This window comes from Streptococcus mitis, from assembly GCF_003942775.1.
GTDB lineage: Bacteria > Bacillota > Bacilli > Lactobacillales > Streptococcaceae > Streptococcus > Streptococcus mitis_CN.
The window spans coordinates 1-12,223 of sequence record NZ_RJNX01000012.1; the positions used below are offsets into that span (position 1 = coordinate 1).

The window sequence follows — 12,223 nt, forward strand, 5'->3', positions numbered from 1 at the left end:
TCGTATACTTCTAGGCATCGCCGCAAAGAAGTTCCCAGTCCCCATAGAAGGATCTAAAATCCTTCCTCCTTCAAAACCATCAGCCAGTAATTTTTGCCAAATCTGGCGAATAATCATTGGGTCTGTATAATAGGCTGTGAGAGAACTTTGTTTCATGGTCGAGTATTCTGATTTGCTTACTAAGCTCTTGAGAGTTAAACGTTCTGTTTCATACTTTGGATTGAGTTCATCAAAAAATTCATTGGCAAGGCCACCCCATCCGACATACTTGGCTAGTAGTTCTTGTTCTTCTGGATTTGCTTGTCGTCTCTCTTTTTCTAATCTTTTAACAAGATCAATTGCGGCGATATTCGTTTCAATTTTTTCTCGATTTGTCTTAGGATAAAAGTCCTCTAAATCATCTGGAAAAACAAAATCTTGAACGGGGACATCCGTCTCTTCTATACCTGAAATTAAAGGTTTTGTTTCCTTATCCTTTTCCTTTTCCTTTTCCTTTTCATTATCCTCTTCCAGATAGGAAAACAAATCTATTTCCTGGCTTTCACTTGGTGATTCAATCTCAATCACTGAATCTTCTTTTTCAAGTTCTACCAGAGACAATACTTGTTCAATCTCTTCCAAACTGTTCAAGTATAAGATAGGATTCTCTTCAAATAACTGGTCGGAATCATTGAATAGCTCTAGGCGAACTAAGTCATTTAACTGTGCATTTTCAATCGAAACCAATTGAAATACTTGTCCTTTATAACTGACTTGTGAACCGATTGGATATTCAAGCAAAGCTTCTTCTACAATTTTATCTACTTTAGATAGGGAATGAACTTCCACATTTTCTTCTACCTGGTCAATATTATCTAAAGGTAAGACCGCTTCCGCTACTTGCTTAGACTTTTCGCTTTTAGCTTTTACTTCATCAAAATGAGTAATAATCTTCAGCTTTTGTGTCAGTGGGAGTTGTGTGTAGTTTTCTTCATGATGGACAAGATCCGTAACGGTATTTAAAGTAGCCATCAATTCTGAACCCAAATAGGCTAGAACATCTCCCTCTTTTTCTTCAAAATGAATCTCAAGAACCTCTTTTTCTAGTTCTTTGGAATCAACCATTAGAAGAAACTCCTCTATATCTCTACTAATGCGGTCAGATAGATTATTCGCAACCCGATAGACATTGACTAAATTGACATCCTGTTTCTGATGACATACAAGCTCACTTAATGGTGTTAGCTTCTCTTTTTCAGATTTGATGTAAAATCGAGTGGAAAGGTTATAGGTTGCGACTTCTAGCACCAAGTTTTTTTCAAAATTACTTAATTGAGATAATTTACTTAGACCCGCTTGCCCAAAATTTCTTGTGTAACTTTCTAAATCCTGGTCATTATTTTCAGAACTGGCCTCTAGGAAAGAAACAATATCTTGATGAAAAGAATAGACGTGAGGTATCTCTTCTATCTTGCCCTCTTCAGTCAAAAAACTCTCTACCAAGTCCTGCCATTTCTCATCAAAATGTTGCGCTTGATAACGAAGGAATAAGTCCATTTTCTCTCTATCTTTGGGAATTGTTCCACGAAACATAGCCAATAATTGCATTACTTCCATTACTTCCATACTCGCTCCTTTCATCTATACGAAAATAGGAGAATCACATGATTCCCCTACAACTCTATCTCCATTTCAACCTCTTGAGGACTGGTTTCTAAATCACTAGACAAAAGAGAAACGGCATCTGTTCTCATGTAGTAAGTATATAAGTCTTCTAGGTCTTGTTGGTTTTCAATCCCTGTTTCAATACTAATCAGAGCCTGTATAAATTCCTTGTAGTGACTCTCCATCATATCTGAAATCTTTTGTTTCATTTCCATAAATACTGATGACGGTTCCGTTAGACTTGTTTGGTCTATGTCTTGTAAATCCTTTTCTAAGGGATTGGTTCCTTCTTCTATTTCCAATAAATCTGAACGACCATCACCATCAGAATCTGCGCTAAGAGGATTGGTTCCTAGCGCCAATTCTTGAGCATCAGTTAATCCATCTTGATCCGAATCACGTTGATAAATGGCTTCCATATACTTCCTTCTTTCCTAGTTAATCTTTTTTCACTCCAATCCTATCAAATATTCCTTGAAAGAAGTATCACAACAAAAAAAGAGAACGAGCCAAAACTGCGTTCTCCTTAAAATGTAAAACATTACTATTAAAGTAAAAAAGACGACTTACAGAACCTGTAAGCCACCTAGTCAGTCGGTTTATTCTGGTGTCTACCACCGCTTGGCCCTTGAGATTTCAAAAACTCATAAATATGTTTTGCTCATTCAAACTCATCCCCACCAAACTGACTAATTGCTGGTAAAATAGTAGTCTGAAGTTGAATGACTTTTGGGAAATAAAATTGAGGATTGACATACACCAATTTTTCTTTCTTCTTCTTATACTTTTGATAAGAAACTTTCAAACCTGTATTATCTGGTGTTTCACCGATAACATCACCCGTTAGAACTCTTGTCCCCTCAATCGCACGGCCATTATGAATGGAATATAAGGTTAAGCGACTCCCATTCTCTCCTTTTCCGTTAGTGATAATAAAAAAGGAGGACTTCTACACTTTGGCGTAAAAAGTCCTCTTTTAGAAATGTATTCTTTTTCTATTATATTATTTAATAACGCATAAAAATTTTCCTAAACGAAATATCTTACTTTCACACGATAAAAGAAATTCACATACACTTATATTTTCTATTATCATGTCATGATATTTCATANTTTTATCTCCTTACATCTTTAAATCTCCTTTATTTTGATTTTTCAAATATGAGTATCACTATGGATATTTACAAATATATAACATTGTCAGCTATCGAATTTAAAAATTCTTGGTCATGTGAAACAATGAATATTATTTTCTTATCGCTTTTACATTCGTTGATCAGATGGGATATGTTCATCATATTGCAATAATCCATTCCACTAGTAGGCTCATCAAAAAACATAAGTTTAGATTTTTTACATAGTACAGATGCAATTGCTACCCTTTGCTTTTGTCCACCTGACAAGCTCATTGGATGACGATCTTTTGATTCATATAAATCAAGTTTTTTCAGAATATTTTCAACATAACTACTTTCAATATTTTTTATTCCAAGACCTACTTCACTTGCAATAGAATCGGTAAAAAGCTGATGATTAACATCCTGCATTACAAGGGATGATATTTTTAGCCTATCTGATTTTGAAAGTCTTTTGCCGTCCAAATAGATTTCATCCTTCGATTTTCTTTCTAAGCCTATAAGGCATCTGAGCAAAGTGGATTTACCAAGTCCGTTTGTTCCTACTATGCCGTAAATTTTTCCCATTTCAAAAGAGAGGTCTTTTAAATGCAATTTTTTATCTATGCCATTAAACTTAAATTCAATGTTTTTTACTTCTAAATTTCCCTTATTTTCATTTTCGGGTACTGTAAGTTTTACTCTATTCTTATTTCTTAAACCTAACTTCTTTAGCTTTTCAGACGGTATTTTCATAAAATCTATTTGAGTATATTCCTTTTGTATTTCCCCATCTTTAATCAAAAAAACTCTATCTACAATATCCATTAGATAAAATATTCTATGTTCTGAGATTATAAGAGTTTTCCCCTTATCTTTAAGTTTTATAAGCATTTCTTTTATGATTAAAATGTTTTCTTCATCAAGATTTGATGAAGGCTCATCTAAAACAATGATTTCCGTTCCAGATATATAACTTGCAGCAATACATAAAATCTGCTTTTCTCCACCCGAAAGCTTAAAAATATTTCTATTTAAAAGATGTTCTATCGGAAACAAATCCAACATATCATTTAGTCTCTCATCCATTTGTTTTTTTGAAAGTCCTATATTCTCCAAATAGAGAAGTAATTCAAGAGTAGTATTTATATTGAAAAAGTGTGTCTTTGGATTTTGAAATACATTTGATACTAAGAGCGATATTTCGTATAATTCGAGGTTTTTAATATCTTTATTATCAATCCTGATGGTACCACCCATAGAAGCTCCATCATATCGTACAGCTAACCCATTGATAGAATTTATAATTGAAGATTTTCCGCTACCACTTTTCCCAGTAAATAATACACATTCGCCTTTTTTTACATCTAAAGAAATGTTTTTTAACACTTTAGGAGAATTTCCATAAGATAGAGATAAATTTTCAATTTCTACCATAAAGCTCCTCCTATAACCATAATCAGTATTGAAAGCACATAAACAAAATCAACTGTTTTCGTTTTGACGGATATGTACCTAGTTTTTTTAACAGGATTTTCAATACATTTTGTTTCTGCTGCCTTTGCAATATCATCAGAAATATTAGAAGACATAACAAGTAAAGGCACAATTACATACTCGATGTATGAAATTGGATTTTTAAATGTAATACCCCTTATTTTCATAGCAAGTTTTATATTGTGACTTTCTTCCCTAAATGAAGGAAAAAACCTAAACATTACAGCAATTGGTATAGAAACAGTACGAGGTAAATTCATTTTATCCATTGAGGATATTACACTTCCTACATCCGATGTTTTTAAAAAAAAACTTCCCGCACTAAATGGAAGATAAAACATCTTACATACAGCAAATAGCATAAAAAACATCATTAAAATCGCATTCATATTTCTAATTACATCAAGATTAGGTATCAAAGAAAGAACCCCAAAAAATGATATGTTTTTTAAGGCTTCTTTCTTAAATCCATTCATTAAAAAAAGAAATGAAATAAGAAGCACAATTCCCCATTCAAAATAGGTATTTACTTTATAAAATACAGCAAATCCAAGTGAAAAACTTACTAAAATTTTACTAATTGGATTGGGATTATATGGATTGTCTAAAGAAACGAGCATTATACAATACCAGCTTTTTCGAAATGCTTTTTCAAAAAGACTTTACCGATATATGCGCCGAGTATCCCGCCGACAACAGCACCGATATATACTAATACCATACTTCGATAATTCAAAAGTGCTATGAGCTTCATTATATAATCGTGACCCATACCGCCTGTTTCCGCCAGTTTAATAACCTTGTCTTTAGCCAACAAAACTTGCATAAGGAAACCACAAATCCAAGTGTTGAATACGGCAAATGAGAGCATATTAAATTTAAATGATTTATATTCTCCTTTTTTTCTTAAAAGTTCCGCAATTGCCATACTGATTACAGCATGTATCAATATTACATATGTATTTCCCATTGCAATTGCTAAAAGACTACAAATCAACCCAAGTATAAATAATCCCCATGATTTTTGAACTTTTGCCATAAAGAGCATTATAACTATTCCTGTTATAATGCCTGCCAGTGTAGGGTATGCCAAGTATAAAATCGGTACAATACCAATCATTCCCGAAGCAAACATAAGTACAAAATATATTACTGTAAATACACCTATCGTAACTAAATCTTTAATTCTTAATTTTTCCATTTTTATATTTTCCTTCTAAATAAGTTTTCACTGAATATTTGATTTTCTAAGCATTGCTTTATAAAATTCCGAGCTTTTACAAAGTTCTTCATCTGTCCCTATCGCTTCTATTTTTCCGGCATTTAATAAAACGATTTTGTTTGCATTTCTTATTGTTCTTAATCTATGAGCAATAACAATTGCCGTTTTTTCTTTTATAAGTTCGGATAAAGCCTCTTGAATTAGACTTTCATTTTCAACATCCAGAGATGCTGTAGCCTCATCAAGCAATATGATTGGTGCGTCTTTTAGTATTGCCCTTGCTATTGAGATTCTTTGTCTTTCTCCGCCTGAAAGTCTTTGTCCGTTTTCACCTATTACTGTATCTATTCCATCCGGCATTTTGTCTATAAATTCATAACATCTTGCTATTTTAGCCGCTCTTATAATCTCTTCATCTGTAGCATCTTTTTTACCGATTTTTATATTATCTTTTATGCTTGAATTAAAAAGAGTAACATCTTGGAAAACGATAGAGAAATTTTTAAGGAGTGTTTCCGGATCAATTTTACCGATGTCCTCTCCCCCTATCAAAATCTTTCCTTTATCTATATCCCAAAATCTTGCAGCAAGCTTGGTGAGAGTTGTTTTTCCGCTTCCGCTTGAACCGATTAGCGCAGTGATTTCACCCTGCTTTGCAGTAAAGCTCACACAATTTATTACAGAATAATCATCATATCCGAAATAAACATCCTTGAACTCAATATCGTAATTTTTAATGTCAATATCTTTTTTGCCTTTTTGAACAGGCATGGTCTTTATTTCCTTTATTCTCCCTACAACCGCATCAAGCATAACTATCATTGACATAAAGGTGATTATTCCTTCTATAGGAAGATAAATACTTGCTGTAAGCATTAAAAATGCGATATAAACCAGCGCACTTACCTCCCCTGCCATAAGCATGTTGACGCCGATAACGGCAACACTTATAATTCCAAGCTTTAAAATTGCGGCAGCTATTCCTGTAAGTGTTCCGGCTACAACTTCACCTTTCGTCTTCTGTTTTGTGGATGCATTTAATTTTTTAAAAAAATCATTTAACATCCTATCTTCTAAGTTGTAAGATTTTATTTGCTCTATCTGCTCTATATTTTCCTGTAGATTATCAAAAACCTTACGATTATCATCTATCCAGCCTTGTACTATTTTTTTCTGACTTTTCTTTGATAAAAATATAATCAAAATAGAAATGGGAATTACCCAAAGGGCTGCAAGTGCAAGTTTCCAATTATAGAAGATAAGCATTAAAGCAATAATACTTGTGGATATAGCCGTTGAATATATATGAGGTACAGCATGAGAAAAAATTGTTTCATATAAGTTCATGTCATTCATCATGGTTTCCGCAAGGTCTGCCAAATCTCTTTTACCAAAATAAGAAAGAGGTAATTTCTTTAACTTTTCCGCTAACTCAATTCTTGAATTTGCACTCTCGTTGTACACATTGGTGTAAAGTCTTACATAATCCCACCTCGCTATTAAGAACATCACAATCATCATTACTACAATTAGTGCAATATAATGAATAGAAGTAAAATTGTAACTCTCAATACTTTTTAAAATGCCTATATACTGAAACAGAAACATAAAACCGATCATTGGTGCGAACAATTTAGTTAAATTAACAAGCGTGTGTGAAAATATGGCTTTTTTTAAGTTAAGAGCGCCTTTTTCTGACATCGCATATTTTTTCATAAAATAAGAAACCATATGTTTAACCTCCTATCTTCCAATTTACGGATTTTTGATATTCTTCCCAAAGTTTTTTGTAATGCCCACTCATACTGATTAAATCTGAATGCTTGCCTTCTTCTACAATTTTCCCCTTATCAATAACAAGAATTTTATCCGCATCTACTACTGTAGATAATCTATGAGCAATCATCAATGTTGTCTTGTTTTTTGATAGCTTCTTAAAAGACTCTTGAATCAAATGTTCATTTTCAGGATCTGCAAAGGCTGTAGCTTCATCTAAAATGATAATATCTGCATCTTTCAAAAAAGCTCTCGCTATAGAAATCCTTTGAGCCTCTCCTCCTGAAAAATATGTGCCTTTAGTTCCGTAAACAGTATCAAGTCCTTTATCTAAATTTTTAATAATATCTTTAGACCCTGAATTGATTAAGGCATTGTCAATTTCTTCATTAGTTGCATCAGGCTTTCCGATTAAAAGATTATCTCTTAAACTCATTTTAAATAGTTTAGAGTTTTGAAAAACAAAAGCAATTTTTCTCATTAAAGCCTCTTTTTCAAAATCTTTTATATTAATTCCTCCAATATAAATTTCACCTGTTTTAATATCGTAAAATCGTGCAGCAAGCCTTGCTATAGTAGTTTTACCACTGCCTGATGATCCGACTAAAGCAACTCGTTCTCCTTTATTCACCTTAAATGAAATATCGTCTAATACATTTTCATCTTCATAAGAAAAGCTTACATTTTTAAACTCTATCCCAACATCAGAACTTGTTTTATTTCCATAAACAAAATCATCAAACTCAAGTATATTTTCAATTTTATCTAAAGCAAGTTCTGCAAAATAACTGTATTGTGTAATCGTCGCAGTTCTCATAATAAAAGTAGCAAATGCCGGTCCTATTAGGAAGTAAATAACAGAATCTGCAACTACATTAGATAAGTTTCCATTAAATTTTATTAAGAGTAATGCCACAGGTACCAAGAAAAATGCCGTCGATGTAGAAACGGTTTCAAACCACGACATTTTATTCGTATAACTCATAGTAAGCTTAAGTACATTGTCTTTTGTTTTTATGATTAACGAATATAACTTATCAAAGCTCTCAACACTTTGTGCAAATGTTTTAACAACAGGAATTCCTCGAACATATTCCACAGTCTGAGAGGATAAATCGGAAAGTCCTGCATAATACTCATCCTTCATTTTTTTTGTTTCGGTTGTCATCATAGATGACATCAATGTCATACCGATAATCATCGGTATCATACTGGCAAGTCCTAACTTCCAGTTAAACACGAAGAAAAATACAAGCAGGACGATTGGCGATATAATGGTCATCGCCATATCAGGAAGTTGATGCGCTATAAAAGAATGGGTTTCAGACGCTCCGGACACAATTACATTTCTTATCCTTCCGCTTTCTTTGTCATCGAAATACCCAAGCGGTTTGTTTATTAGTTTTGTTACGGAAGTCTTAATAATGTTATCTTCCACTTCAAATGCAAAAATATGGGATAAAATTAAACCTATTAGGTATATAAAAAGCCCCAGAACGGCAAAGACTGCTGCATAAATTGAATTTTCCTTTACATAATCAAAATTCACCATCCCATTTAAAATTAAGTTATTTACAATTCTATGAATATATACCATAGGCATCAAAACCATGACACCTGATACAGCAGACATAACAATAGCAATATAGAGTAAAAAACTTTTTTCACCACCGTAAGCCATTAGTCTTTTCAGTATTGATTTCTTCTTATCCTTCACTGAACAACTCCTCCTTTTTTTAAAATTAGCAAACCCTATAAATAGCCTTTTTAGACTGATTTTAGAGGCTTGTTTTCAAACTCTTTTGCAATACGCATAGTTTTTCTTGTTTTTATTTATCATTTATTTTATAATAAATGAGGATTTCAATCAATTAGATATGGCTAAATAAGTCTATTCGGGATAATGTCTATTCGGGATAAAATATAAAGCACGGAGGTATAATATGAGTGATTTTTATAACTTTGTTAAAAACTTTTTTTCTACAGATGAATCTATCGATAATACAAAATACTCCACTGTAGGACATGAATTCCGTTTTAGCACGGATAATGCAGAAGGCATATATTGGTTTTACGAGGGCGATAATTTCACTATTGATATTTATGATGTTTTCATAAAAAAAGAAATTATCCATACAAGTTTTTCTGGTTTGAATAATTTCTATTCCCTTTATTTATCTTATTTAGTTACAGCAAACGGTGAATGTTTTAATCCTTATCAAAATCTTTCTTCAAATTCACTTTATACTATAAATACAAAAAATTCTAAAGACTTTAGGTTTATACTTCACAAAAACTCTCCTTATTTAGGAATCGGTATAAATTTCAATCAGTCCATGATAGAGCAATGCCTGTCCTCTTATAAGAATAAAGTCTGTAACTATGAAGATTTATTTTTTAATACCAGCATTATAATAAACAAGCCTTTAGAAAGAATCGCAAAAGATATCCTTAATTGCAAGATGGCATCTCCTGCTGCTGAAATCTTTTTTGAGTCAAAGGCAAAGGAATGGTTAAGTATTACAATAGACTCTTTTTTAAATAAGTACAGCAATCCACTATCTATTGCCGATGATGAGGCTTTGAAAAATGTCGCCAATTATATAGACGATCATTATGCAACATCTATCTCACAGGATACTTTAGAAAAAATATCCACTATGAGCGGCACAAAACTAAAAAAGTTATTTAAGCAAAAATATCAATGCACAATTACAGAATATACTCAAAGACGGAGAATGAATATGGCGGAATTACTCCTACTGAACTCTACCCTTAAAATTCAAGATATAGCAGAGGCTGTAGGATATTCCTCTCACAGTAAATTTAGTACATGCTTCAAAAAATATAAGGGATTTTATCCCAAAGACATAAAAAAATATGCGAAAAATAATCTTTCTGATTAAATACATAAGGATTTAACTTTGGGGACGGTTGAGTTAGACCTTATTGGATAATGTTAAAGTCATAATTGGTAAACCTAAATAAATTATACGTTTAGGTCTTGTTATTATCTTGTAAAATCAGTAAAGTAGCTAATTCTACTATTTTTAGGGAGTTAGTCACAAAGAAAATCAAACAGTTAGACTGACTGTTTGAGTATGAAAAAAGCAGATAAAAAATCCCTTGAGTAAATAACTTAGGGGATTTTAAAGGTTGGGATAGGGTATTGAAAAGCTCGTACAAAGTATAATAAAAATCCCCACCAAATTTTGAAAATCTATTGAAATGTATTGAAGTTTATTAGCAGAATACATAAGTGGAAAGCTTGATTTTAATACATTTAGAAGATTAATGAAAAAGAAATATCACACTTTCATTCTTATTAAAATCCTTATAACTGTATTTTGAATGATTTTCCCCAATCAAGCATCCCTCTCTCTTATAAAATATATACATTCAGTTGTATGAAATGTAATATTGTTCTTATCAGACTTGAAACTTTTACTAATCCAACTATTTATCTTACACATTTATTTTAAACCTACAGTATCCTATTTTCTTAATATTCTACAGTGTAACACTGCATTTATATTATAACGCTAATATGTTCAGAAAAGAAATACTTTGTAAGTCAATGTCTGTTATAACGGAAATTGTTAGAGATGTCTATCATAACAGAAATTGAGATAATGTCCATAACTTCCCTGAAGATAAATTATGTAATCACAAACTATTTCATATCCAATCTAGTGTAGGTTGTTTAGAGCATATCATCAACAAAAAAAGAACGAGCCAAAACTGCGTTCTCCTTATAATGATAAAATATGTTTTATGCCACAAAAGATATGTAAACTAATCTTTTAAATAATAAAAAAGTTCCGACGTTTGTAAATGTTTTGAGTAAATTGAAATTACTTTTTGACCTTTTGGAAATACTGTCTTTCTCTTCAAATCTAATAAAGATTGAGGAACAATTTTCCTTGATGTCTCTTTCAATGTTAATGCTAGTATCTGTTTTCTTGTACGTAGAGCATAATCAAACTCCAAATACAAATAACGTCCTGAACCAGTTAGATGAACATGGTTTCCCAATAACTCCTCAATGGATCCTAAAACTTGCAACTTTTGCATCGTGGTTCCATCTTTTTTTATTTTCAACTCATCAATTATGACATGTCTATTTAAACAATCATCAAAGAAACTGCCTGCACCTTTTAGGTAATCAACACCACATAGGTGCATGAAATTAGTAGGTGAAAAATGAAGTTCAACACTTTCTATTTCCGTTTCATAATACATGATTTTGCCAACAAAGTGTTCTTTAAAAAAAGAAGCCGCAATTTGTAACTGAGTAAAAAAACGCTGAAGTTTTATTTTTTCGGTGTAATTTGGATTACGATAATCTCTAGAATTTTCCATATTTTCCTCACAAAAAAGGTGGTTTACAGAGTCTGTAAGCCACCTAGTCAGTCGGTTTATTCTGGTGTCTGCCACCGCTTGGCCCTTACGTCCAAGATTGCTATCGGATTTCGTTCTGGTGTCCGCCACCGCTTGGCCCTTATGTCCAAGATTACTATCAGATTGACCATGAGCCGACCACTCATCTACACTATTTATTTTACCTGAAAATAGCTAAAATTTCAAGTGTAAACTCTTCTATTTCGTAGTATAGGCAAAACTAATGGCACTATCTGCTTGAGAGATTTTTCTAAAGGTATAGTTAGGGTTGCCACCATAGTTTGTTTCAGACACGAGGAAAGAACCATCATCATAGACCTTCTATAGCGATAGGTAAAACTTTGATACTATCTCCATCTTTTCCCCCGCTTCACACCGTGCGTGCGACTTTCACCGCACACGGCGTTCCATCAATAGTGTATTATCACGATTTTGCTTTATCGTGCTGTATTAATATGATTAACATAATTGTTCTAAGTTCAAATTTTCTTTCAATAATGGTGAATTTCCTGCAAGTTCGCGCAACTGATTTAATTTGGTCAGTCCTGTATTACTCAAATTCAAAAGC

At 32.5% G+C, this 12,223-nt stretch carries 9 protein-coding genes and 3 pseudogenes; 2 read left to right on the forward strand and 10 right to left on the reverse strand.

Annotation, left to right across the window (positions count from 1 at the left end; genetic code table 11):
- The 8 genes and pseudogenes from D8848_RS10385 to D8848_RS10420 all read right to left on the reverse strand — a co-directional run.
- Positions 1 to 1,596 (reverse strand): annotated as a pseudogene (locus tag D8848_RS10385) (DEAD/DEAH box helicase family protein); the annotation flags it as partial.
- 56 nt (positions 1,597 to 1,652) lie between these two features.
- Complete coding sequence (locus D8848_RS10390) at positions 1,653 to 2,063, reverse strand: thrombospondin type 3 repeat-containing protein (protein ID WP_049510505.1); 411 nt, start codon at positions 2,061 to 2,063, stop codon at positions 1,653 to 1,655.
- Between the two features lie 245 nt (positions 2,064 to 2,308).
- A pseudogene (locus tag D8848_RS10395) lies at positions 2,309 to 2,578 on the reverse strand (phage tail tip lysozyme); the annotation flags it as partial.
- A 247-nt stretch (positions 2,579 to 2,825) separates the two neighbouring features.
- Positions 2,826 to 4,196, reverse strand: coding sequence for an ABC transporter ATP-binding protein (locus D8848_RS10400; RefSeq protein WP_125444079.1), 1,371 nt, complete (start codon positions 4,194 to 4,196; stop codon positions 2,826 to 2,828).
- On the reverse strand, positions 4,190 to 4,879 hold the full coding sequence (locus D8848_RS10405; protein WP_162837406.1) for an energy-coupling factor transporter transmembrane component T: 690 nt from the start codon (positions 4,877 to 4,879) through the stop codon (positions 4,190 to 4,192). The genes D8848_RS10400 and D8848_RS10405 overlap by 7 nt, the downstream gene beginning before the upstream one ends.
- Positions 4,876 to 5,463: an MptD family putative ECF transporter S component gene (locus tag D8848_RS10410; RefSeq protein ID WP_049510000.1), complete on the reverse strand. Its 588-nt coding sequence runs from the start codon at positions 5,461 to 5,463 to the stop codon at positions 4,876 to 4,878. Before D8848_RS10410 ends, D8848_RS10405 begins: the two co-directional genes overlap by 4 nt.
- 21 nt (positions 5,464 to 5,484) lie before the next feature.
- Entirely contained in the window at positions 5,485 to 7,209 is a 1,725-nt protein-coding gene (locus D8848_RS10415; RefSeq protein WP_049510001.1) for an ABC transporter ATP-binding protein, read from the reverse strand.
- Between the two features lie 4 nt (positions 7,210 to 7,213).
- Positions 7,214 to 8,971: an ABC transporter ATP-binding protein gene (locus D8848_RS10420; protein WP_125444081.1), complete on the reverse strand. Its 1,758-nt coding sequence runs from the start codon at positions 8,969 to 8,971 to the stop codon at positions 7,214 to 7,216.
- A gap of 226 nt (positions 8,972 to 9,197) precedes the next feature.
- Here D8848_RS10420 and D8848_RS10425 point away from each other — a divergent pair, with 226 nt between their 5' ends.
- On the forward strand, positions 9,198 to 10,160 hold the full coding sequence (locus D8848_RS10425) for a helix-turn-helix domain-containing protein (RefSeq protein WP_049510005.1): 963 nt from the start codon (positions 9,198 to 9,200) through the stop codon (positions 10,158 to 10,160).
- Between the two features lie 889 nt (positions 10,161 to 11,049).
- On the opposite strand, the gene D8848_RS10430 is transcribed toward D8848_RS10425, so the two are convergent.
- The gene (locus D8848_RS10430; protein ID WP_124787607.1) at positions 11,050 to 11,616 is read right to left on the reverse strand and encodes a PBECR4 domain-containing protein; all 567 of its coding nucleotides are present in this window, start codon (positions 11,614 to 11,616) and stop codon (positions 11,050 to 11,052) included.
- 18 nt (positions 11,617 to 11,634) lie between these two features.
- On the opposite strand from D8848_RS10430, the gene D8848_RS10795 reads away from it, so the two are divergent.
- Positions 11,635 to 11,823: a hypothetical protein gene (locus D8848_RS10795; protein ID WP_071788347.1), complete on the forward strand. Its 189-nt coding sequence runs from the start codon at positions 11,635 to 11,637 to the stop codon at positions 11,821 to 11,823.
- Positions 11,824 to 11,853: 30 nt separating this feature from the next.
- On the opposite strand, the pseudogene D8848_RS11075 reads toward D8848_RS10795, so the two are convergent.
- Positions 11,854 to 11,976: pseudogene (locus tag D8848_RS11075) on the reverse strand (CHAP domain-containing protein); the annotation flags it as partial.
- Positions 11,977 to 12,223: the final 247 nt, after the last annotated feature.